The sequence below is a fragment of the Leucobacter sp. MMO-125 genome, assembly GCF_037148395.1.
In the GTDB taxonomy this organism is placed as follows: Bacteria; Actinomycetota; Actinomycetes; order Actinomycetales; family Microbacteriaceae; genus Leucobacter.
In genome coordinates this window covers 277,995-299,212 of sequence record NZ_JBBCTL010000003.1, presented here as the reverse complement: position 1 = coordinate 299,212, position 21,218 = coordinate 277,995, and the positions used below count along the sequence as shown (strand labels likewise).

General features: G+C 66.0%; 22 protein-coding genes and 1 tRNA gene. 11 read left to right on the top strand and 12 right to left on the bottom strand.

Annotated elements, in window-relative coordinates; genetic code table 11:
- Positions 1-4: 4 nt before the first annotated feature.
- On the bottom strand, positions 5-760 hold the full coding sequence (locus WFI54_RS09025) for a PIG-L deacetylase family protein (protein WP_336652463.1): 756 nt from the start codon (positions 758-760) through the stop codon (positions 5-7).
- A 115-nt stretch (positions 761-875) separates the two neighbouring features.
- Here WFI54_RS09025 and WFI54_RS09020 point away from each other — a divergent pair, with 115 nt between their 5' ends.
- The 5 genes from WFI54_RS09020 (at position 876) to WFI54_RS09000 (ending at position 5,715) form a co-directional block, all read left to right on the top strand.
- The gene (locus tag WFI54_RS09020) at positions 876-2,249 is read left to right on the top strand and encodes a sensor histidine kinase (RefSeq protein WP_336652462.1); all 1,374 of its coding nucleotides are present in this window, start codon (positions 876-878) and stop codon (positions 2,247-2,249) included.
- Positions 2,237-2,950 (top strand): response regulator transcription factor, encoded by a 714-nt coding sequence (locus WFI54_RS09015; RefSeq protein ID WP_336652461.1) that lies wholly within the window; start codon positions 2,237-2,239, stop codon positions 2,948-2,950. Before WFI54_RS09020 ends, WFI54_RS09015 begins: the two co-directional genes overlap by 13 nt.
- Positions 2,947-3,846 (top strand): hypothetical protein, encoded by a 900-nt coding sequence (locus tag WFI54_RS09010; protein ID WP_336652460.1) that lies wholly within the window; start codon positions 2,947-2,949, stop codon positions 3,844-3,846. Before WFI54_RS09015 ends, WFI54_RS09010 begins: the two co-directional genes overlap by 4 nt.
- A 322-nt stretch (positions 3,847-4,168) precedes the next feature.
- Positions 4,169-5,167 (top strand): alpha/beta hydrolase, encoded by a 999-nt coding sequence (locus WFI54_RS09005; protein WP_336652459.1) that lies wholly within the window; start codon positions 4,169-4,171, stop codon positions 5,165-5,167.
- Positions 5,168-5,220: 53 nt separating this feature from the next.
- Positions 5,221-5,715 (top strand): NUDIX hydrolase, encoded by a 495-nt coding sequence (locus WFI54_RS09000; RefSeq protein ID WP_336652458.1) that lies wholly within the window; start codon positions 5,221-5,223, stop codon positions 5,713-5,715.
- A 163-nt stretch (positions 5,716-5,878) separates the two neighbouring features.
- On the opposite strand, the gene WFI54_RS08995 is transcribed toward WFI54_RS09000, so the two are convergent.
- Positions 5,879-6,376, bottom strand: a complete 498-nt coding sequence (locus tag WFI54_RS08995; RefSeq protein WP_336652457.1) for a DNA/RNA helicase — start codon at positions 6,374-6,376, stop codon at positions 5,879-5,881.
- 183 nt (positions 6,377-6,559) lie between these two features.
- Here WFI54_RS08995 and WFI54_RS08990 point away from each other — a divergent pair, with 183 nt between their 5' ends.
- Complete coding sequence (locus tag WFI54_RS08990; RefSeq protein WP_336652456.1) at positions 6,560-7,069, top strand: peptidylprolyl isomerase; 510 nt, start codon at positions 6,560-6,562, stop codon at positions 7,067-7,069.
- Between the two features lie 8 nt (positions 7,070-7,077).
- Positions 7,078-8,016: a rhomboid family intramembrane serine protease gene (locus WFI54_RS08985; protein ID WP_336652455.1), complete on the top strand. Its 939-nt coding sequence runs from the start codon at positions 7,078-7,080 to the stop codon at positions 8,014-8,016.
- Positions 8,017-8,192: 176 nt separating this feature from the next.
- Here WFI54_RS08985 and WFI54_RS08980 read toward each other — a convergent pair whose 3' ends face one another.
- A complete protein-coding gene (locus tag WFI54_RS08980; protein WP_336652454.1) occupies positions 8,193-8,468 on the bottom strand; it encodes a cell division protein CrgA in 276 nt (91 codons plus the stop codon).
- A gap of 58 nt (positions 8,469-8,526) precedes the next feature.
- Here WFI54_RS08980 and WFI54_RS08975 point away from each other — a divergent pair, with 58 nt between their 5' ends.
- From WFI54_RS08975 to WFI54_RS08965, 3 genes are read left to right on the top strand one after another with little or no spacing between them, the layout of a single operon-like run.
- On the top strand, positions 8,527-9,309 hold the full coding sequence (locus WFI54_RS08975; protein WP_336652453.1) for a class E sortase: 783 nt from the start codon (positions 8,527-8,529) through the stop codon (positions 9,307-9,309).
- On the top strand, positions 9,309-9,470 hold the full coding sequence (locus tag WFI54_RS08970) for a hypothetical protein (RefSeq protein ID WP_336652452.1): 162 nt from the start codon (positions 9,309-9,311) through the stop codon (positions 9,468-9,470). Before WFI54_RS08975 ends, WFI54_RS08970 begins: the two co-directional genes overlap by 1 nt.
- Entirely contained in the window at positions 9,467-10,102 is a 636-nt protein-coding gene (locus WFI54_RS08965; RefSeq protein ID WP_336652451.1) for an anthranilate synthase component II, read from the top strand. The genes WFI54_RS08970 and WFI54_RS08965 overlap by 4 nt, the downstream gene beginning before the upstream one ends.
- Positions 10,103-10,202: 100 nt before the next feature.
- Here WFI54_RS08965 and pknB read toward each other — a convergent pair whose 3' ends face one another.
- The 7 genes from pknB to WFI54_RS08930 form a co-directional block, all read right to left on the bottom strand.
- Positions 10,203-11,915: a Stk1 family PASTA domain-containing Ser/Thr kinase gene (gene pknB / locus WFI54_RS08960; protein ID WP_336652450.1), complete on the bottom strand. Its 1,713-nt coding sequence runs from the start codon at positions 11,913-11,915 to the stop codon at positions 10,203-10,205.
- A 66-nt stretch (positions 11,916-11,981) separates the two neighbouring features.
- Positions 11,982-13,748, bottom strand: coding sequence for a serine/threonine protein kinase (locus WFI54_RS08955; RefSeq protein WP_336652449.1), 1,767 nt, complete (start codon positions 13,746-13,748; stop codon positions 11,982-11,984).
- The gene (locus tag WFI54_RS08950) at positions 13,745-15,232 is read right to left on the bottom strand and encodes a penicillin-binding transpeptidase domain-containing protein (protein WP_336652448.1); all 1,488 of its coding nucleotides are present in this window, start codon (positions 15,230-15,232) and stop codon (positions 13,745-13,747) included. The genes WFI54_RS08955 and WFI54_RS08950 overlap by 4 nt, the downstream gene beginning before the upstream one ends.
- Positions 15,229-16,623 (bottom strand): FtsW/RodA/SpoVE family cell cycle protein, encoded by a 1,395-nt coding sequence (locus WFI54_RS08945; RefSeq protein ID WP_336652447.1) that lies wholly within the window; start codon positions 16,621-16,623, stop codon positions 15,229-15,231. The genes WFI54_RS08950 and WFI54_RS08945 overlap by 4 nt, the downstream gene beginning before the upstream one ends.
- On the bottom strand, positions 16,616-17,974 hold the full coding sequence (locus WFI54_RS08940) for a Stp1/IreP family PP2C-type Ser/Thr phosphatase (protein WP_336652446.1): 1,359 nt from the start codon (positions 17,972-17,974) through the stop codon (positions 16,616-16,618). Before WFI54_RS08940 ends, WFI54_RS08945 begins: the two co-directional genes overlap by 8 nt.
- A 2-nt stretch (positions 17,975-17,976) precedes the next feature.
- Complete coding sequence (locus WFI54_RS08935; RefSeq protein WP_336652445.1) at positions 17,977-18,498, bottom strand: FHA domain-containing protein FhaB/FipA; 522 nt, start codon at positions 18,496-18,498, stop codon at positions 17,977-17,979.
- Positions 18,495-19,316: a DUF3662 and FHA domain-containing protein gene (locus WFI54_RS08930; RefSeq protein ID WP_336652444.1), complete on the bottom strand. Its 822-nt coding sequence runs from the start codon at positions 19,314-19,316 to the stop codon at positions 18,495-18,497. The genes WFI54_RS08935 and WFI54_RS08930 overlap by 4 nt, the downstream gene beginning before the upstream one ends.
- Before the next feature lie 155 nt (positions 19,317-19,471).
- Here WFI54_RS08930 and WFI54_RS08925 point away from each other — a divergent pair.
- Positions 19,472-19,555, top strand: a tRNA-Leu gene (locus WFI54_RS08925).
- 99 nt (positions 19,556-19,654) lie between these two features.
- On the opposite strand, the gene WFI54_RS08920 is transcribed toward WFI54_RS08925, so the two are convergent.
- Complete coding sequence (locus tag WFI54_RS08920) at positions 19,655-20,521, bottom strand: hypothetical protein (protein ID WP_336652443.1); 867 nt, start codon at positions 20,519-20,521, stop codon at positions 19,655-19,657.
- Between the two features lie 252 nt (positions 20,522-20,773).
- Positions 20,774-21,088, bottom strand: coding sequence for a hypothetical protein (locus WFI54_RS08915; protein WP_336652442.1), 315 nt, complete (start codon positions 21,086-21,088; stop codon positions 20,774-20,776).
- Between the last annotated feature and the right edge of the window lie 130 nt (positions 21,089-21,218).

Sequence of the window (21,218 nt, the reverse complement as noted above, 5' to 3'; positions counted from 1 at the left end):
GTGACTAGCCTCGCAGGCGGTGCTCGGCGAAGGCGACCGCGCGCGGCACGCCAGCGAGACGCCCCTGCTCGGCAAGCACGCCGGTGATGAGCTCCTGGGGTGCGGGATGCCAGGGCAGATCGGCAAGATACGCCTCGTGCGCGCTGAGCGACGCGACAGCGCGACGCTCAGCCTCCGCATCGACGGGCACGCAGTGGGTGGCGCTGGCCCCGGTGAGCAGCAGACGCTGCACGCTCCACGGTGCCAAGTCTTCGTCGTGCACCAGTTCTGGGAACACCCAGCGGTTGTCGGCGTCGCGCACCGCGTCAATGGTGGCGAGGCCGGCGGCGCGGTGATCCGCGTGATCGAAGCCCCACGCTACCGCGAGCTGACCTGATCCGCACACCACAGCATCGGGGCGGAAGGCGCGAATCTCACGGGCGATCGCGCGGCGCAGCGGCAGTCCGTATTCGAGCACCCCGTCAGGGAAATCGAGCATCGTAAGCCGCTCCACACCCACCGCGTCGCAGGCCGCCCGCTGCTCGCGGGCGCGCAGCGGGCCCGCCTCTTCCGGCGGGCGCTGCATCCCCGCCTCGCCGGCGGTGAGCAGCAGATACCCGACTTCGATGCCGCGGGAGGTCCAGTGCGCGACGGCTGCGGAGGTGCCGTACTCGGCGTCGTCGGGGTGCGCCACCACCACGAGCACCCGCCCGATCCCCAGCTCGTCGAGCAGCGGAAGCGGCTCAGCCGCGGCGACTTGAGGTGCGTCATGGGAGTTCATGGCCTCAGCCTAAGCCGGGATGCCGAACCCAGAACAGGGGGTAGGGAAAACCGGAAGCGTTCTCTCCGGATCTCTCGGTGTCGCCCCTCGCAGGCCACGGCCTAGCGTAGACACCATGACATCACAGACATCGCTGCCTCAGGGGCAGCCGGCAGCCGGGCAGACACCGGCGCCGACCACTCCGACCCCGCAGCCGCCGGTCCCGCACATCGCGGATGCGCACACCACTCAGCAACTCCCGCATCTCGCCACTGGGACCGCGGCCACCGGCACCGCCTCGCCGCTCACCGCCGCCCAGGAGTCGCTGCGCCGCCCGCCGCTGCGCATCGTGATGACGATTCTGCACCTCGCTGCTGCCGGTCTGATCGGCTTCTCGGTAATCGGCCTGCTGTTCGGCGCGCTCGGTACGGGCCTCGGGCTGCTGCTGGTGCTCGGTATTGGTGCTGTGGTGCTGGTGGGGCTCGTGTATGCGATGTTCGGGATCGCCTGGTTCGAGACGCAGCGCGTGAGCGGCCTGTACCAGTTGGGAACCCCCGCGCTGCGGTGGACGCCACAGACGGGGCACGGGTTCAAGGCGTGGCTGCGGGCGCTTGCGCGGCAGTCCGCCGACGGTCGTATGTGGCGTGCACTCGCGAGCTTCGGCATTGCGAGCGTGATGGGTGTGGCGGTGCTTGCGCTCGCGCAGGGTTTCGTGCACTCGATGTTCTCGGTGCTCAGCACGATCTCAGTGTGGTGGCAGCCTGGCCTGCTGAGCGCTCTGCTGTGCGGGGTCGGCATCGTGGGATTGGCGCTGCTGCACCGGCTCATCTCGGTCGCCATCTTGGGGGCTGATGTGAAGGAAGAAGAGCTCACCGCGCAGGTGCGTACGAGCACTGCGCAGCGCGAGGGGGCGGTGCGCGCCGCCGATGTCGAGCGCACGCGCATCGAGCGTGATCTGCATGACGGGGTGCAGCCTCGCCTCGTCTCGGTGGGGATGACGCTGGGCCTCGCGCAGCAGAAGATCGACACGGACCCAGAGGCTGCGAAGGCGCTTGTCGCCGAGGCGCACACCTCGACGAAGGCGGCGATCACAGAGCTGCGGCAGCTGGCGCGCGGCATCTACGCCTCCGTGCTCGACGACCGCGGCCTCGATGCGGCCCTGTCCGCGCTCGCAGCGCGATCCCATGTGCCAGTGCAGCTCGATGTGCGTTTGCCTGAGCGCTGCAGTCGCACCGCCGAGGCCGCCGTCTACTTCGCGATCGCCGAGTCGCTCACCAACGCCGCGAAGCACTCGCGCGCCAGCGAGTGCCGCGTGGTGGTGCGGGTGCGCGAGGGCGGTATTCTCTGGGCGCGCGTCGAAGACAACGGTGTCGGGGGAGCCAGTGTGCTGCCCGGGGGCGGAATCGACGGCGTCATGAACCGGGTGCTCGCCGCGGGCGGCACCACTCGACTCGACAGCCCGCAGGGCGGTCCGACCACCCTGGAGGTGAGTGTGCCATGCGCATCCTGATCTGCGAAGATTCCGTGCTGCTGCGCGAGGGGCTCGTGCGCCTGCTCGAGCACGGTGGCCACGAGGTGGTCGCCGCCCTGCCCGAGGCGAGCCGGCTGATGGAGCGAGTGGGCGAGACCGATCCGGATCTCTGCATCCTCGATGTGCGCCTGCCGCCGACATTCACGGATGAGGGAATCCGCGCGGCCCTGGAACTGCGGCGTGCCCGCCCAGGGCTCGCAGTGCTGGTGCTCTCGCAGTATGTCGAGGAGCGGTACGCGAGCGATCTGATCACGGGCCAGGGCGGGGCCTTCGGGTATCTGCTGAAGGATCGCGTCGCCGATGTCGGCGAGTTCATCGAGTCGGTGGAGCGGATCGGCCAGGGTGCGACCGTGCTCGATCCCGAAGTGGTCGCGCAGTTGCTGACCCGCCGCAGCCGCGACGACCGTATGCGCTCCCTCACCGATCGCGAGCGCACCGTGCTCGCGGCACTCGCCGAGGGGCGTTCCAACCAGGCCATCGCGGCGCTGCTCTTCCTGTCGGAGGCGAGCGTCGAGAAGCACATCACGGCCATCTTCCAGAAGCTCGGGCTCGACGCGGAGGAGGGCGGCAACCGCCGCGTGCTCGCCGCAATCGCGCATATCGAAAGCACCGCTCCACCGGCGCCCGGTTTCTCGAGTGCTCACATTTCACCCCACACACAGACGGGACCATCCTCATGACCAGCCCCCAGCAGACCCCCAAAACCGTGACGAGCACTGCTCGCACGCTCAGCATTGTGACCGCGGTGGTCGGTGGCGGTGCGTTGCTTGCGGTCGCCTTCTCATCGGCCTTCGGCCCGATCCAGGCGAGAATCAGCAGCTTGACTGACGTTGGCTCGACGGGTCCTGCCGCCAACAGCATCAATGAGCCGCAGGTCGCTTGGACCGACGACACCCTTTCGGTGCCCGTCGATGAGGTGCAGTCGCTCCGAGTGGACGCTGAAGCGGTGACCTTCGATCTCGCGTTCGGAGATGTTGAGAACGCAGAACTCACCGTAGAGTATTCGGCCACGCGCGGCAGCGGTGCGGAGTGGAGCATGCACGTCGAAGGCCGCACGCTCGTGGCGGAACGTCTCGACGGCCCCAACTTCGGCCCGAACGTTGGCGAGGAACGGGTGAAGCTCGTGTTGCCGCAGTGGCTGTCGGAGGATGGCGGGATCGCCGCCGAACTGACGGTGAGCGCCGCGACGCTCACCGCGGAGGGCGACTTCTCAGAGCTTTCTGCGGGTGTCGAGGCTGGAAAGCTGAAATACAGCGGCAGCACTCCGGCGATCGATCTTGAGGTTTCGGGCGGGAAGGCGCAGATCGACGCTGGTGATGTTCGCACGGCCGACATTGTGGTCGAGGCGGGGGATGCGCAGCTCGCATTCACGGGCGATCAGCCCGATTCGGTAGACGTTGAGGCGAGCGTGGGGAAGGCCGTGCTGGAGCTGCCGAAGGGCGCGTACCGCGTGGAGGCCTCGGCAGAGGTGGGGGCCGTCGACAACCAGCTCACCGTTGACGAGAGTTCGCAGCATCGCGTGCAGGCGAGCGCTGAGGCAGCGAGGATCGTGCTGCGGGAGACCTCGCGGGGCTGAGCGCCGCGAATCGGTGCGCATACGGTCGCCGGTGCCGGGCTGTCTGCGGATGGCCCGGCACCGGCGGCCCTGCTCTGTGGAGCGGAGCCGGCCCCTATGGTGCAACGGTTCGGTGCCTGCAGGAGGCGAGGATCTGCGTTGTGCCCCCTAGGGTGTGTCTCGTAAGTCGTTGCCGTTGCGAGCAGCGTCTGGGCGGGGTGCCTCGCAAGGCGGAGGAGGACGGTTTGCTGGTTGTAAATCTGACGACGACAACGCAGCGAGGTGCCCCGAACAGGCGCGCGCAGTAGGCGAGGATTTGCGAGACACGCCCTAGACTGGCGAGATGGCGCAGTGGCGTGAGGACGTGCTCGGTGCCGGGTTCGAGTGCACTGACCTTGAGCTCGGCAGCGATGACGAGGGCCCGCTTGTCGCGACACTTGTGCGCGCGAAGCCGGATCGCCGCTCGTGGCAGGAGCGAGTGTTTCACGGGAAACGTGTGCTCGACGGTGTCGACGTGCTCTACGTGCATGGCTGGTCGGACTACTTCTTCCAGCGCGATCTGGCAGCGTTCTGGACGAACCGAGGCGCGCGTTTCTTCGCCCTGGACCTGCGCAAGTACGGTCGCAGTCTGCGCGAGGGGCAGACACCCGGCTACATTGAGCGACTCGACGACTATCATCTCGAGATCGAGGCGGCCCTTGAGGTGATGGGGGAGGGTGAGCCTGAGCCTCGCCCACTGGTGCTGTTTGGGCATTCGACGGGCGGGCTGGTGCTCAGCCTGTGGGCGGCGGCGCATCCCGGCAAGGCCGCTGCGCTGGTGCTCAACAGCCCGTGGCTCGAATTTCAGCTTGCCAGCACGGGGCGGCAGGTGCTCATGCCCCTGCTCAATCTTGGAGCGCGCACCAACCCCTACGAGGTGGCCCCGCAGCTTGACTACGGTTTCTACACCCGTGCTCAGCGTGAGGTGGGGCCGCGCGACGAGCTCGACCTCGTCAATCCGGTGTGGCGCCCCGAGCGCACGCACGCGGTGCGCGGGGGCTGGTTGCGCGCGATCCTTGAGGGGCATACTCGGGTGAGCCGGGGGCTCGGGATCGCGGAACCCGTTGAGGTGCTGCTTTCAGCGCGCACGGCGATCCCGCTTAAGTGGAGTGAGGAGTTGACGCGAGCAGACTCGGTGCTCGATGTTGACGAGGTGGCGAAGGCCGCGCTGAAACTGGGCTCGACGGTGACGGTGGATCGCATCGACGGGGCGCTGCACGATGTGTTCCTGTCGAGCGAGCCGGTGCGGAACGAAGCCTATGCTCGCCTGGATCGTTGGCTGAGAGGCTGGCGAGCCGGCTGATCGAGGTGTGCGTTGCGCGTCGGGCTCGCAGCACGACAGGCTAGGCTCGTACCATGGATCTTCGAGTGGCCGCCTACGCGGTGGTGGAACGCCGCGGCAAGATCCTGCTCACTCACTGGCGCCGTGGTCATTTGCACGGCTGGACGCTCCCTGGCGGCGGCCTTGAAGCCGGTGAGGATCCCCGTGACGCTGTGGTGCGTGAGGTGTTCGAGGAGACCGGGCTGGAGGCCCGGGTGGGCAAGCTGCTCGGCGTTGATTCGCGGGTCATGGTGCGCGAGGAGGTGCCCGAGGGCACCGATCCCGAGTTGCACACGATCCGCATCGTCTACCGGGCTTCTGTGAAGGACGGCCCGCTGCAGCACGAGGTCGATGGTTCCTCGGATGAGGCGCGCTGGGTCGCGATCCGCGATATCCGTTCGCTGCGCACGCTCTCGCTCGTGCAGACGGGCATTCGCATGGCGGGGATCACCTCGCGCCGCAGCCCGTCGAAGTCCGGCGGCAAGTCGGGTGGACGGCAGGGCGGGAAGTCGGCGAAGCCGCGCAAGTAGCGACGGCACGCGTTCGCCCGGTGCTCCGTCGCTGCAGGGCTCGGCACCCGGGGTGATCTCTCCGATCCGATTGACCCTGCGGGCCCGCCCGAAGCTTGAGACGCACAACGGGCGGTGCCGAATCGTGAGGATCCGACACCGCCCGTTTGCGGTGCGTCGCCGATTAGTTCTCGGGGGCCACCCAGAGATCTTCATCGGTGCGGAAGGCTTGCCACAGCGCGTAGCCGACACCGGCTGCTGCGGCGAGGCCGAGACCCAGTGCGATGACGCCACCTGCGCGGCGCTTCTTCGTGGGCTTGAGGTAGCCGGTGCGTTCGCCGAAGCCCCGCACCTGCTTGGCAGCGTCGTGGTTTTCGATCTCGTCGAGGGCGCGAATGGTGCGCGTCAGCGCGGCTGCTACGAACGGTGCTGAGAAGCGGCGCACGTTCTCGGCCGAGCGGCGGGCGCTCATCACGCCGCGCTCGATTGTGGGGCGCGCAGTCTCAACAGCGCGGTCGATTCGGGGCTGCAGGTGCTCGTCACTCAGCCGTCGCGCCTGGTGACCGGCGGAGTGCAGCACATCTCCGGCGTGGCCGAGGACGACGCGCTGCTGGTCGAGCAGCTCCTGGGCGTCCTTGCGCAGACGGCGGAGTTCGCGGCGGCGCTTGCGTGAGAGTTTCATACCTGTCCTCCTAGCTCGGCGAGGCAATGCTCAGAGCGACATCGCTCGTGTCTCAACGCTACACCGAACGGCGACAGTCGTGCGGCACTGGAGGACCCGCTTGCCCCTGATTCCCAGTTGACGGTAGGCTCTGCCGCCCGCGCCGCTGCCTGCGAGTCGGTGGCCGCGCCTAGACTGGTCGGTATGAGCATTCATACTTCCGTAGCCACGATTCACACCAACCACGGCGACATCGTCATTAACCTCTTTGGAGATCACGCTCCCAAGACCGTGAAGAACTTCGTCGACCTTGCCAACAAGGGATTCTACGACGGCGTCATCTTCCACCGCATCATCAAAGACTTCATGATCCAGGGCGGTGACCCCACGGGCACCGGCACCGGCGGCCCCGGGTACACCTTCGACGACGAGATCCACCCAGAGCTCGCCTTCAACACGAAGTACCAGCTCGCCATGGCCAACGCGGGCAAGCGCCCCGACATGACCGGCCGTCTCGCTGGCACGAATGGGTCGCAGTTCTTCATCACCACCACTGAGCCCGCTTGGCTGACCGGCAAGCACACCATCTTCGGTGAGGTGGCTGACGACGCCTCCAAGGCAGTGGTCGACGCTATCGAGTCGGTGCAGACCGGTGCGATGGATCGCCCCGTCGAGGACGTCGTGATCACCGGCGTCGATATCGCCGAGGCCTGAGTTCAGTGGTGGCGAACGGCTCAGGGCCGGTGTTCGGCGAGCGCGTCGAATACGGCCCCGATGATGTCTGCTACCGCCACCCGCGAACGCACAGCTTTACGCTGTGCCAGCGCTGCGGCCGCACGATCTGTCCTGAATGCCAGGTCGTGTCGGCCGTCGGCGTGCTGTGCCCCGAGTGCGTGAAGCAGACGCAACCCGGTGCGGCCAAGCGTGCTTCGCGCACCGCCCGAGTCACGGGGCGTCGTCTCGCCGCACTCGATACTCCGGTGACCTACGGCATCGTGGCTGTCAATGTGGTGCTCTTCGTGCTGCAGCTGTTGAGCCGCTACTTCTTCTCCGATGGGGTGACACGCGCGCTCTGGTACATGCCGATCTATTCGATGCCGGAGTCGGTATCGAGTCAGCTGTTCAGCGATGTCGGGTTCGAGCCGTGGCGCATGCTCACGGCAACGTTCACCCACTCGACGGGTTTCCTGCTGCACATCCTGTTCAACATGTATGCGCTGTGGCTTTTCGGCCGCAATCTCGAGCGTCTGATGGGGCACGTGCAGTTCCTCGTGCTCTATCTGTTGGCTGGGCTGGGCGGTTCGCTGGCCGTGATGCTGTGGGTGTACGCCGATCCGAGCGCTCTGATTGTGCCGACTGTGGGCGCATCGGGTGCGATTTTCGGAGTGCTGGGTGCTACGGCTGTGGCCTTCCGGGCGGCCGGCGTGAATGTCGGGTCTCTCGTCGCGCTGATCGCCATCAACTTCGGAATCGGGCTGCTGCCTGGGGCCAACATCTCGTGGCAGGCGCACCTGGGCGGCATGATCGTGGGTGCGCTCACGATGTGGCTGCTGGTCTCGAATCGTGGGCCGCGTAAGCGCACGCAGCGGATCGTGTCGTTGGTGGCGGTGACCGCCGTGCTCGTGGCGCTCAGTTTCGCCTACTTCGTGGTGCTTCCGTGAGCAGCATGTCTTCGGTGCCACCTGAGAGCCTATGACTGAGGCCCCGGCGATTGCCGGGGCCTCAGTTCGTTATCCACAGATGTATCCCCAGCTGGGGAGGAATTACACCGGTGTGATTGTCACGTAGTGGGGCTGATCAGGCGATGATGCCACCTGAGACCGCACGGAACAGCGGGCTACTTCCACCAGGGGGTCATGAGGAAGCCGACGAGCACCAGGCCGAAGCCGACGAAGATGTTGGCCTGCCCGAGCGCCGGAACTGGCAGCTGCACCGTGGTGCTCGTGATGTAGTAGAGCACGATCCAGATCAGGCCCAGCAGCATGAAGCCGAACATCACCGGCTTGAACCACACCGGGTTCGGGGCATCCTTGCGCGTCGACGCGATCTCTGCGCGCTCCTGAGCGAGCTCTGCCGACTTGCGCTTGCTTACGTTCTTCCCAGCTGCTGCCATGTCGTCGATTCTACCGGGATTCCGGCTGACCTCAGCCAATCGCTCTAGAATGTGGAGGGTGACGGAAGCCCGCGACAGGCGAGCCCGACGCCGACGGGCCCGTTTGAGCCCACTGACGGTGGTCGGTGAACTGCTGCTGCTCGGCGGCCTGGGAGTGCTGGGTTACATCATCTGGCAGCCCTGGCATACCGGTATCGGCGTGACGGCGAAGCAGGCCGATCTCTCTGCCCAAGATTCTGCTCGGTGGGATACTGAGCAGACCGCGCAGCCCTACGACGGCGTGGTGCCTGTCACCGCGAGGCCTGCGAAGAGCGAGGTCTTCGGCGTGCTGCGCGTGCCCGCCTTCGGCACGACGTACGCCAACCGGGTTGCCGAAGGCACCGACTGGGAAACCGTGCTCAACCTCGACGAGAAGGGCATCGGGCACTACGTCAACACGCAGATGCCTGGCGAGCCGGGCAATGTGGCTCTCGCGGGCCACCGCTCAGGCCCCCTCATCAACTCCTTCCGTGAGGTGATGAACCTGCGCGTCGGAGACCCGCTATTCCTTGAAACGGCAGACGGCTGGTACACCTACCGGTTCCGCAACATCGAGTATGTGCTGCCCACTGAGGGAGATGTGCTCAACCCCTTCCCGCGGCTTGATGGAGTGCCAGGCACCGACCAGATCCTCACCCTCACCACCTGCCACCCGAAGTGGGCGGGCAGCGATGAGCGGGCCATCGCCTACTCCGTGTTCGAATCGTTCCAGCCGCGCGCCGATGGCCCCCCGGCTGAGCTGCTCGAGCTCAACCCAACGATGGAGGGCCACCAGGCCCTGAGAGGAGATCAGGAAGGCTGATGTTCTCACTGCTCTGGCGTTTCTTCCCAGGCCCGGCCTGGTTCCGCGTGATCGTGCTGCTGCTGGTTGCGGCAGCGCTCGTCTACGCGCTCATCACCTACGTCTACCCGTGGGTGGCCATTGAATTCCTCGAACCAGAAGAGGTGACTGTCGGAACATGACGAACATTCTTATCATCGACAACTACGACAGCTTCGTCTACACCCTCAACGGGTACCTGCAACAGCTGGGCGCCTCCACGCGGGTGATCCGCAATGATGAGGTGAGTCCCGGCGAACTCGAACAGCTTGTCGCCGACTACGATGGCGTGCTCATATCGCCAGGCCCCGGCACCCCCGCCGACGCCGGCGTTTCTATCTCGATGGTGGGTATCGCGCTGCGCACCGGCGTGCCTGTGCTGGGCGTGTGCCTCGGGCACCAGGCCATCGCCGAAGCGCTCGGCGCCACGGTCACCCACGCCGAGGAACTGATGCACGGCAAGATATCCCGGGTGCGGCACTCGGGTGACCGCTTCTTCGAGGGCGTCGCCCCCGAGTTCAATGCCACCCGCTATCACTCGCTCGCGGTGGTGCGCGACACCGTGCCCGAGACCCTCGTGATCACTGCCGAAACCGCCGGTGGCATCGTCATGGCGCTGCGCCACCGGGAGCTTCCAATCTACGGTGTGCAGTACCACCCCGAATCGGTGCTCACCGAGGGCGGGTATCAGCAACTCGGCAACTGGCTCGCGGTCGTCGGTCTGCCCAACGCCGCGATCATCGCCCAGAGCCTGTCGCCGCTGCTGAAGGCCTAGGTCGGGTTTCGGGCCTCGCTCAGCGTGAGACCCGGCACCCACACGAAGCTGGCCCGGATCCTAGAAGGATCCGGGCCAGCTTCGTACTGCCAGGTGGCGGCTACGCCGCGCAGTACTTGATCTCGATCGCTGCACCCTGCTGTTGCTCGCCGATGATCGACTGGCCATTGACGGGGTAATTGCCCTGGGACGGGCAGGTTTCCGGGGTGTAGGTGACGTTCAGGCCGAGCCCGTCCATCATCGATCGAGCCACCTCGAGCGGCTGACCGATCACCTCAGGCACCTGCACCTTGCCACTTGAAACCGTCAGCTCGACGCTTTCACCAGACCGCAGCTCGGTGCCGGGTGCAGGGGTCACCTCGAGCACGCGGTTCGCAGGTGAGAGCGGATCATCGACACTCGTGACCAGACCCACTGTGAGACCGAGGTCGGCCAGCGCCTGCTTGTAGCTGTCGAGCGTCATACGGTCGATATCAGGGACCGCTGCGGTGACCGGGCCCGTGGAGATGTACAGCGTCACGCGATCGCCGCGGCTGAGCATGGTGCCTGCCTCAGGATCGGAGGAGATGACGTGCCCCGCCGCAATCTCATCGCTGGTCTGCTCGATCGGGATCGGAGTCAGATCGTGCTCGCTCAACAGGGTCATGGCATCCGCGCGTTTGAGGTCGACCAGCTGCGGCACCTCGCGCGAAGTGTCGGGTTGGAAGGTCTGCGGAGCGAGCGTCACCAGCCAGAAGACCACGGCGATGATGATGGCAGCGATCGTGAGAATCGCTGCCCAGGTCCACATCACCGGTGGGCGACTCTGCGTGCGTGCGCCTCCGCTCCCCTCTGAGAGCTGACGCAGCGCCAGATCCGACTCGGAGACCTCGTTTCCGCTGGAGAACAGCACCGTATCTGTCTGCTGCAGCAGCAGCTTGGGCATCTGGCCGCTCGCCGCGGTGCGCAGCGCATCACGGAACTCCGATGCCGACTGGAAACGCTTCGCGCGATCTTTCGCGAGACCGTACAGCACCACCCGATCGAGCTCAGCGGTCACCGCGGGCTCGCGCTCGCTGGGAGCCGTGGGCCGCTCGCTGACATGCTGGTAGGCGACGGCCACCGCCGTGTCACCGCGGAACGGCACATCGCCGGTCAGCAGTTCGTAGAGCAGCACCGCCGTCGAGTAGAGATCGGTGCGAGCGTCAATCGACTCGCCCTTCGCCTGCTCGGGAGAGAAGTAGGCGGCAGTGCCGAGAATCGCAGTGGTCTGCTGCAGCGTCGACGAGGTTTCGGAGACTGCGCGCGCGATGCCGAAATCCATCACCTTGACCTGGCCGGTCTTGCTGATCATGATGTTCGCTGGCTTGATGTCGCGGTGCACGATACCCGCGCGGTGCGAATACTCGAGCGCGGTCAGCACCGAATCCACAACGCGGCAGGCCTCGGTCTGCGACAGCGCGCCCTCCGAGACGAGCTGGCGCAGATTGGTGCCCTCCACGTACTCCATGACGATGAAGGGCAGGCGCTTGGGGCCGTCAGCTGTCTGGATGAGATCGTCACCCGCATCGAACACGCGCACCACCGTGGGATGGGCCATGCGCGAGGCCGACTGCGCCTCCTGGCGGAAACGGGAGCGGAACTCCTCATCGCCGGCCAGATCCGCCTTCATCACCTTGATGGCGACCTGCCGCCCGAGCTTGGTGTCAGTGCCGCGGTACACCGTGGCCATGCCACCCTGACCGACGAACTCGCCGATGGCGTAGCGCCCGGCGAGGATGCGCTGTTCGCCGCCACTTGGCGTCTCCGGCATGTCCACCTCTTCCGTGCTCATAGATGTGTCCAGTGTATAGGGGCAGGTGCTGTGCGAGACCCCGTGAAGGAGGCCCGCCGCGGCTGCCTAGGGGTTGGTGGAGCCGCCGTTGCCGCCGCCATTATTCGACGGGGCCTTCACCGTCACCGTCAGTTCCGGCGACATGGACGACTCGCGCACCACACCTGCGCTGTTCTGGCAGGTCGCGGAATAGGTGACCGTGATCGTGCCGTTCGGATCGCCCGGGTTGAGGGTCTGCGCCTGCAGGTTCGCGGTCGCACCGGAGATGCCCGTGAGCGAGCCTGTGCCGGCAACGTTCACCGCGTAGTTCTGCACGGTGAAGTTCGTGGGGCAGAAGCTCTGCGCCGGCGCGAGCTGCACGGTGAAGGCCTGGCCTGAGTTCACCTCAGCGTTAGCGGTGGTCGGTGCGGCCGGCTGCCCCGCCTGCCCGAAGGCCACGTTGTAAGTGAGCGTGATCGGCTGATCGAAGGGCACTTTGTCGCCAGTCGGATTGACGGCAGTGACGAGCCCCACCTGATCGTCAGGCGCTGCGTTGCCTTCCTGCGGCGAGACATTCGTAAAGCCGAGACCCGTGAGGTAGCCCACGGCCTCATCGATGTTCTTGCCGATGATCGCCCCGCTGTCAACCACGCCCGTGGTGGGCGGCTTCGTGGTCGTAGGCTTCTTCGTCGTGGTCTTCGGCGTGCTCGTGGTGGCAGTCGGCTTCTCGTCGGTGTTGTTCTGGTTCATGAGCGCCACAGCAGTGCCCACACCGATGATGAGCAGCAGAGCGAGCAGCGTGATGAGCGGCCACGTCCACGGGCTGCGCTTCTTCTTCTGCGGCGGCTCCTCGCCGTCGCCCTCCACAGGGTCGGCCGCGAAGGCCGCAGTCGCAGCGGTCTGGCCCGGCAGCGCCGTGGTCTGCGGCAGCGCAGTCGTCGCCGCATCCATCATCCGTGTCTGCTGCGGCAGCGCAGTCGTGACCGGCTCCGTCTCACCCAACACCTGGGGTACGTAGCTCGCAGCGAGGCGCACATCGCCGCGGTGCAACGCAGTCGCAGCCTGCGCGAGCTTCGCCGCAGTCTGAGGCCGACCGGCCGCATCCTTCGCGAGGCATGCCATCACCAGATTGCGCACCGGCTCAGGCACATCAGCTGGCAGATCCGGCGGGGTGTCGTTGATCTGCGCCATCGCAATCGCCACCTGCGACTCGCCCGTGAAGGGGCGTTTCCCGGCGAGGCACTCGTACGCGACAACACCGAGCGAGTAGATATCGGTCGCCGGCGTCGCCGTGTGACCGCTCGCCTGCTCCGGCGCGAGATACTGCACCGTGCCCATCACCTGACCGGTAGCCGTCAACGGCACCTGATCCGCAATTCGAGCAATACCGAAGTCGGTGATCTTCACACGGCCCTCGGGGGTGATCAGCAGATTGCCCGGCTTGATATCGCGGTGCACCAGACCCGCATCGTGCGCGGCCTGGAGCGAGGTTGCGGTCTGCGCCACGATCCCGAGCACACGATTCGCGGGGAGACGCCCCTCGCGCTCGATGATCGCCGAAAGCGGTTCGCCAGGCACGAGCTCCATCACAATGTACGCGGAGCCCTGCTCCTCACCGTAATCGAAGACGTTCGCGATGCCCTCATGGTTGACGAGTGCCGCGTGGCGGGCCTCAGCGCGGAAGCGCTCAAGGAACCCGGGGTCGCCCATGTACTCATCCTTGAGGATCTTGATGGCGACGGTGCGGCCGATGATGCTGTCCGTTGCCTTCCACACCTCGCCCATACCACCGACGGCGATCCTCGAGCTCAGCTCGTAGCGTCCGCCGAATGTGATCCCTGCCGCTGGTCTCATTCGCTCAACACCGCTTCCATTACTCGTTTTCCGACTGCAGTGGGCAGATCGTATGATCCGCCCCCAAATCCAAATGCTTCGCCGCCGCCGTTGGCCACAACAACAGCCACAGCAACCTTCGGGTTGTCAACGGGCGCGAATCCTGTGAACCACAGGGTGAATGGCAGATCGTTGCCCGCCTCATCCTGACCGTTCTCGGCCGTGCCCGTCTTGCCCGCCACCCGCACGCCCTCAATGCCCGCATTCTTCGCGAGCCCCTCGGGGTTCGAGACGCCACGCTCCATCATCTCAGCAACCGCATGCGCCGTATCGCTTGAGATGGGCTTCGAGAACTCGGTGGGCGAGAATTCGCGTTCCACCCGCAGATCCGGCGTGATCACCTTGTCGACGAGGTAGGGGCTCATCACCACGCCGTCATTCGCGATGCCCGCCGAAACCATCGCCATCTGCAGCGGGGTGGCGCGCACGTCAAGCTGACCGATCGAAGAGAGCGCAACGCCTGCCTGATCGGCGGGAAGCGGCGCCTGGCTGGGTGTGACCTTCAGCGGAATCGACAGATCCCTGCCGAAGCCGAAGGCATTCGCCATGTTCGGCACCGCGTTGCGATCCATGCTCATCGCGAGCTCAGCGATGGGGATGTTGCACGAGAGCACGATCGCCTGCTCGAGCGTGGCCTTCGCGCCCGATCCGCAGCTGGTGCGTGAGGCATTCTGCATGATCGCCGTCGACTGCGGCAGCGTGAGCTGGGCGGGGTTGTCGAACTCGGTGCTCGGTGTTGCGGCGCCCGCCTCGATGGCGGCTGCGGCAACGAGCAGCTTGTAGACGGAGCCGGGGTGGTAGAGATCTCCGGCGATCGCGCGGTTCTTCAACGGCTGCGCCGGGTCGTCGTCGAGCTGACGGTAGTTCGTGATGATCTCGGCGTCGTCGTTGGTGGAGAGGAGGTTCGGGTCGTAGCTGGGAGTCGATACGAGGGCGAGAATCCGGCCCGTCGAGGGATCGATCGCGACGACCGCGCCTTCAAAGCCGTTCTCGGCCATCGCGGCTGCTGCAGCCTCCTGCGCGGCGGGGTCGATCGTCGTCTCAACGGAGCTGCCCTGCGGCTCAACCCCGTTGAGAGTGTTCATGATGCGGGTGAAGAACTGCGCATTGCCGATGCCCGCAAGATCCTGGTTCATCGCCGCCTCAAGACCGGAGGCGCCCTGCAGATGCGAGAAGTAGCCGGTGACCGGCGCGTAGAGCGGCCCGTTGGAATATTGACGAATGAAGCGGAACGAGTCGCCGGTGGGCGTGGAGTACGCCACAGGTTCGCCGTCGACGAGGATCGAGCCGCGTTCGACCTTGTAGCTGTTCTTGATGGTGCGCCCGTTGAGCTCGTTCGCGCGGAGATCGTCGGCCTGCACGAACTGAATCATCGTCACGGCGAAGAACAGCACCAGGAACATGGCGAACACGGTGCGAGTGATGAACTTGAGCTGCTTATTCACGAGCGGATCACCAGCTTCGGTCGGTTGCGCACGGAGTTCGAGAGCAGGATCAGCAGCGCGATGATGATCCAGTTCGAGACGAGAGAGGAGCCGCCGGCGGCGAGGAACGGCGAGGTGAGCCCCGTCAGGGGGATCACCCGAGCAACACCACCGACAACGATGAAGACCTGCAGCGCAATCGTGAAGGCGAGGCCCGCCGCGAGCAGCTTGCCGAAGTCGTCCTGACCGGCGAAGCCGATCCGCAGGCCGCGACCTATGAGCAGCAGGTAGGCGGCCAAGATCACGAACAGGCCGATCAGCCCCAGTTCCTCGCCGATGCTCGGAATGATGTAGTCGCTGAACGAGAGCGGGGTGTCGGCGGGATAGCCCTGGCCGAGGCCCGTGCCCGTCATACCGCCGTTCGCCATGCCGAACAGGCCCTGCACCATCTGGTGGCTCGCACCGTGCGGGTCGGCGAAGGGGTCGAGCCAGTTCGCGAAGCGGCGGTTCACGTAGTCGAGGGTTTGGCTGGCGATGAGCCCGCCGGCGAGGAAGAGCCCCACACCGAGCACGATCCAGCCGACACGGCCGGTCGCGAGGTACAGCATCGACAGGAACAGGCCGAAGTAGAGCAGCGAGGTGCCGAGGTCGCGCTGGAACACGAGCACCGACATCGCGGCGAGCCAGAACACGAGCAGCGGGCCCAGATCTCGGGCACGCGGGAAGCGGATCCCGAGCACCTTCTTGCCCACCATCGAGAGGGCGTCGCGGTTGCGCACCAGATAGCCGGCGAAGAAGATCGCGAGCAGAATCTTCGCAATCTCACCGGGCTGGAACGAGAACGAACCGATGTGGATCCACACCCGCGCCCCACCGATGGTCTTGCCGATGCCGGGCAGCATCGGCAGCAGCAGCAGGATCACCGCACCGAGACCGGTGAGGTAGGTGTAGCGGAACAGCACCAGGTGGTTGCGGATCACCAGCAGCACCACGATCGCCGCGACAACCGCCACCGTCGACCACAGCAGCTGACGCACTGGATCCGCCCCGCTGTCTTCAAACGAGATGCGGTAGATCATCGCGACGCCGACCATGTTGAGCATTGCCGCGATCGGCATGATGAGCGGGTCGGCGTCGGGCGTGACCCGTCGGATGGTGATGTGCAGCCCCAGCAGCGCGACGATGAACGCGACGCCCGTGGGCAGCAGCGTCGTGCTCGGCGCGCCCTCAAGGGTGAGATCGACGATCACCACGGCGGCGATGCCGATGGCGATCGCGAACAGCAGCAGTGCCAGTTCCAGCGCCCGCAACTTGCGAGGTGCCCGCAGCGCGGTGATGCGCTGCAACACCGTCTCGCTGGTGCGGGTCTTCTCGAAGGTGCGCGGCTCCTTGCTGGCGCTGGTGTCACTCATCGTGCACCCCCAGCCGGAGCACGATATCGCGGGCCTCCTCGAGCGAGGCCGCGCTGAGGGTGCGCTTGACCTGCCGCTGCTCAAGCCCGTCGAGCTCGGAAAGCGGGATCTCGGTGTTCTCTGCGGTGGAGTAGAGCGAGAACGACCCGATCTCCTGCTGCACACCGCGATAGATGATCACTGTTGAACCGTCGGTGCCCACGAAGTAGCGGCTCTGCGTCCACTGGTAGCCGAAGAGCACGGCACCGCCGATGGCCAGCAGCACCGCCACCGCACCGAGCGCCCACAGCAGTCGGCGGCGTTTGTTGCGGCGCTTCGTCTCAGCCATGAGCTCGGCGAGATACTCGTCGACGCGCGGCTCGAAGTGGCTTTCTTCGATCTGCGGTGGGCGGCGCACAGTGCGGCGGCGGCCCATGAGGCGGGTGCGGGCGGTGGTGACGGCACCGTCACGGGATCCCGCTGAAGTGGCGGCGGATCCGGCGAAGCGGCGGTTCGACGGTGCGCGGGCTTCCTGGGCGGCGCGCGCGGCCTGGTCGAGCACGTCGGTGAGCTCGACGGTGTCGGTGGAGGATGCGGCGGCGGAGGCGTGGGGATCTGCGGCGACGGTCTCGGGCGCCTCGGGCGCCGGCACGGTTTCGACGAGCACCACGGTGACGTTGTCGGGGGCGCCGTGCGCGAGGCTCTTGTCGATGAGGGCGTCGACGGCGCCCTGCAGGGAGCCGCGACGGCGCAGGATCTTTTCGATGTCTGAATCTTCGACGTAGCCGCAGAGGCCGTCGGAGCAGAGCAGCCAGACGTCACCGGGCTGGGTATCGAGCACTTCGGTGTCGACCTGGGGTGAGGCTTCGACATCGCCGAGCACACGCATCAGCACGGAGCGGCGGGGGTGCACCTTCGCTTCGTCTTCGGTGATCTTGCCGCTGTCGACGAGGCGCTGCACGAAGGTGTGATCCTTCGTGATCTGCCGCAGCTCATTGTCGCGCAGCAGGTAGAGGCGCGAGTCGCCGATGTGGGCGAGGGCGAGCTGATCGCCGACGGTGATGAAGCCTGTGAAGGTGGTGCCCATGCCCGCAAGCTCGGGCCGGTCCTTGACGGTGCTGCGCAGCTTCGCGTTGGTGTCGAGAATCGCGGAGCGCAGGGTGTTGGTGGTCGCCTCCGGGCTGCCGGTGGGGGCGACGTCGAAGTCGGCCATGGTTTTCGCGGCGATAGCGGAGGCGACGTCGCCTCCCGCGTGACCGCCCATGCCGTCGGCGACAAGGAAGAGGTAGTCGCCCGCGAAACCGGAGTCCTGGTTGTTGGAGCGCACCATCCCGACATGCGAGCCGATGGCGCTTTCGTAGCCGACCGTCACGCTCAGGGCCTCAGCTCGAAGGTTGTGGTGCCGATCGTGACGGGCGTGAATAGCGGTACACGCACCGGTTTGGTGACGCGGGTGCCGTCGAGGCGGGTGCCGTTCGTGGAGTCGAGGTCGGTGAGCACCCAGTCTTCACCGCTGCGGGCGAGCCGTGCGTGGTAGGTGGAGGTGTATTCGTCGACAATGACGAGGGTGGAGTCGCCGCTGCGGCCGATGGTGAGGATGTCGTCGTCGAGTGGGATGGAAGTGCCGCTTGCGACCCCGGAGGTGATGACGAGTTGGCGTGCCGGGCCCGAGCTGCCTGCTGACGGCACGGGGCTCGCCTGCGCGGCCGGTGCCGGGGCTGCTGCGGGTGTTGCGAGCTGCAGCGCTGGCTGCGGTGCGGCGCTGCCGTCGGTGCGGAGGCGCCGCACGGGGGCACCGAAGAGGTCGCTGCGCAGTGCGTAGACGATTGCGAAGATGAAGAACCAGAGCAGCAGCAGGAAGCCGATGCGCAGGATCAGCAGGGCGAGTTCGCTCATAGTCCCCTCCAGAAATCTTCGTCGATGCCGGGGGCGGCTCCCGCTGATGGCGGAGGTGCTGCGGCGCTCGGGGGCGGCGCAGGGCTGGTGCTCGCCGCAGGGGGCGGTGAGGCAGGTCGGGGAGGAGCTGCTGCGGGACGGGCGGCCCGGTCGGCGCGGCCCGGAACGAGCTGGAAGCGCAGCGCGGTCTGCCCGATGGTGATCACGATGCCCTGCGAGAGGGCCGCTTCACGGAACCGCTGCCCGTTGATCTTCGAGCCGTTCGTGGAACCGAGGTCGCGGGCAAGGCCGGCGGTGCCGTCCCAGATGATCTCAAGGTGCTTGCGGGAGGCCGCGGTGTCGCCGATACGGATGCCGCAGTCGCTGCCGCGGCCCACAGTGGTGGTGCCGCGGGGGAGCTGGTGGCGGGTGCCGTCGACGTCGATGACGGCCACCCAATCGACCGAGCCCTCCACGCGAGAAGAGTCGATTTCGAGCACGCCGGTGGTGAGGGCGCTGTCGGGGCGCACCTCGACGTCGGGTTCGCCGAGCAGCTGATAGCGCTGCTGCTTCGCGTGTTTCGCGACGACGCCGCGCAGCTCTTGTTCGAGGGTGTCGCCGAGGGCGCGCAGGCGATCTGCGTCTTTCTGGGAGACGCGCACCACGAAGCGGTTCGGGGCGAGCACGCGGTCGCGGTCGACGATCACGGCGCCGATGTCGAGTTCGCGCTTCAGCGCGGCAGCGATCTCGACGGGTTGCACGCCGGAGCGGAAGGTGCGGGCGAACGCGCCGTTGACGGCGCGCTCAAGACCACGCTCGACGCTATCCAGGATGCCCACGTGCTGCGCTTGCCTCTCTGCTCCGGTGTGATCGCACGCCGATCGGCTGCGATGTTCGCTTTAGTGTATCCCGCAGTTTAGCCCGCTTTGGTGTGAGGGCTGCGGTGCTGCTAAGCTTGCAGAGTTGTCCGAGCCGAAAGGCCGGAAAACGACTCGCGCGAGTGGCGGAATTGGCAGACGCGCTGGCTTCAGGTGCCAGTGCCCGCAAGGGCGTGGGGGTTCAAGTCCCCCCTCGCGCACGAGGATGGTTTCTCAGAATTAGCGATCTTTATTTCGTGAAATTGAAGAAAGGTTCGGATCAGCACCACGATCCGGACCTTTTTTCGTTTCAGCGACGCTCACAGCACCGTCGCGCACCCCGAAATAGTCGTACGCATACTCTCGCCCGTGCGCACCGCTCCATCTTTCTGGTTTGTGTCTCCCGGATGTTTCAACAGCATCTTGCTCATCTCAACCTGATCGCGCCGCCCATACGCGTGAAACCAGTCCTCTGATCTCCAAGAGAATTTCTGCAGGTGCTTGATCACGTCCTTCTCGAGCCCAAGCGTGACGCTGCCAGGCGCAGGAATGCACCCGCCCGAGTTGCTGCCTCCCGAGCTGGAGCCGCCGCCTGACCAGGTGACGCCAATGCTGCAGCCCACGTAGTATGGGTTGGCCACGGTCTGCCCCGAGGAAACGACGTAGGTTTCTGCAATCGCGGCGGCCGCAGCGGCGGAATTCAGGAACGCAGCAAGCGTGTTACGGACCGTCGCGGTCTCGCGGAGCTGATCGGTGTGCTCGAAGCCGAAGACCGGGGCGGCCTCGGCCTCCAGCTTGGTGCTCTTTGTGTTCGCGAGGTCGGCAAGCGAATCGGCGAGCTGCTGCTTGGCAGTCATTGCCGTGGCACCGGCATCGCCCGCCTTAGAGAATGCCGCGAGGTAGGCGTCCGCGTTTTTTACTGCCGCGTCGCCTGCTGCGGAAAGCGCGTCTTCCGCTGCTGCGGCGTCAGCGAACGCGGTGTTTGCTGCGTTGACGGAGGAGTTGTACTGCTCGATCCGTTGCGCCTGTGCCGTTGCGTTCGCGGCGACGGGGATGCCGGTGCTGGCGGTGACCACGAGCGCGCACATCGGGAGGATGAGCGCGGGTCGCTGGTGCCAGGGCCGCTTCACTGCGGCCGGTGTGGTGGCGTCGGGGGTTTTCGGGGTGCCCGGGGTCTGCTCGCTCATGGCGGGCTTCCTTTCCCAAGGGGAGGTCCTCGGCGGGCGTGCAATTGTCACAGTCGTCGTGCGGCTCAGCGCATGGTGAGGCCGCCAGGGTGCAGAGCTCTGACCACTCCTCAGTCAGTGCAAAAGGTAACTGCGGTTCCGAATCGAGTGCAGGCTGAGGAACAACGAGGCTTCGTGCAGAGTGACCGCCTGCGGGCTACTGGTGACTATGTTCGCCAACCTGATCAGCCTCTCCTGCAGCTCGGGGAGCGATCAGATCAAATCTTCCGCTGCGTCCGGAAGGTAGAAGTATCGGTCGTCGCAGGCGCTGGCACGGAGATCCTCTTCGAATTTCCACCGAATCCCTTCTGCAACCTCCGGAATCCGATTCACCGCTATAGGAATTGTGCTTTCATCCTCCAGGAACCGCGGTAGATAAGCCGTTGAGGGTTGGTGCCTGAGTTCGCACAGCGAGCATCCCACCTTGCCTGGCGGGCTCGAAACGTAGCCGCTCTTGATGCCTTCTTCGATCAGGTCCATCCGCAAGTCCCGCTGCAGTGCGGCAAGATCTGAGGGGCTCAGTTCCATGCAGAGACCTTCCTGTTAGGTGGGGAAGGGAAAGGGGCGATCCTGCGGCAGTCGAAAGTGCCTGAGGATCGCCCCTTCTTCATCCGGCGAGCTAAGGGCTCGGGCCGGGTACGGCATCTAGCGGGTCAAG

Coding starts and splice junctions, on each gene's coding strand:
- WFI54_RS08935 (WP_336652445.1), bottom strand. CDS start 18,498: ATGAGCGAACTCGCCCTGCTGATCCTGCGCATCGGCTTCCTGCTGCTG.
- WFI54_RS09015 (WP_336652461.1), top strand. CDS start 2,237: ATGCGCATCCTGATCTGCGAAGATTCCGTGCTGCTGCGCGAGGGGCTC.
- WFI54_RS08970 (WP_336652452.1), top strand. CDS start 9,309: ATGTTCTCACTGCTCTGGCGTTTCTTCCCAGGCCCGGCCTGGTTCCGC.
- WFI54_RS09020 (WP_336652462.1), top strand. CDS start 876: ATGACATCACAGACATCGCTGCCTCAGGGGCAGCCGGCAGCCGGGCAG.
- WFI54_RS08995 (WP_336652457.1), bottom strand. CDS start 6,376: ATGAAACTCTCACGCAAGCGCCGCCGCGAACTCCGCCGTCTGCGCAAG.
- WFI54_RS08955 (WP_336652449.1), bottom strand. CDS start 13,748: ATGAGACCAGCGGCAGGGATCACATTCGGCGGACGCTACGAGCTGAGC.
- WFI54_RS08920 (WP_336652443.1), bottom strand. CDS start 20,521: ATGAGCGAGCAGACCCCGGGCACCCCGAAAACCCCCGACGCCACCACA.
- WFI54_RS08965 (WP_336652451.1), top strand. CDS start 9,467: ATGACGAACATTCTTATCATCGACAACTACGACAGCTTCGTCTACACC.
- WFI54_RS09025 (WP_336652463.1), bottom strand. CDS start 760: ATGAACTCCCATGACGCACCTCAAGTCGCCGCGGCTGAGCCGCTTCCG.
- WFI54_RS09005 (WP_336652459.1), top strand. CDS start 4,169: ATGGCGCAGTGGCGTGAGGACGTGCTCGGTGCCGGGTTCGAGTGCACT.
- pknB (WP_336652450.1), bottom strand. CDS start 11,915: ATGAGCACGGAAGAGGTGGACATGCCGGAGACGCCAAGTGGCGGCGAA.
- WFI54_RS09010 (WP_336652460.1), top strand. CDS start 2,947: ATGACCAGCCCCCAGCAGACCCCCAAAACCGTGACGAGCACTGCTCGC.
- WFI54_RS08990 (WP_336652456.1), top strand. CDS start 6,560: ATGAGCATTCATACTTCCGTAGCCACGATTCACACCAACCACGGCGAC.
- WFI54_RS08915 (WP_336652442.1), bottom strand. CDS start 21,088: ATGGAACTGAGCCCCTCAGATCTTGCCGCACTGCAGCGGGACTTGCGG.
- WFI54_RS08945 (WP_336652447.1), bottom strand. CDS start 16,623: ATGAGTGACACCAGCGCCAGCAAGGAGCCGCGCACCTTCGAGAAGACC.
- WFI54_RS09000 (WP_336652458.1), top strand. CDS start 5,221: ATGGATCTTCGAGTGGCCGCCTACGCGGTGGTGGAACGCCGCGGCAAG.
- WFI54_RS08980 (WP_336652454.1), bottom strand. CDS start 8,468: ATGGCAGCAGCTGGGAAGAACGTAAGCAAGCGCAAGTCGGCAGAGCTC.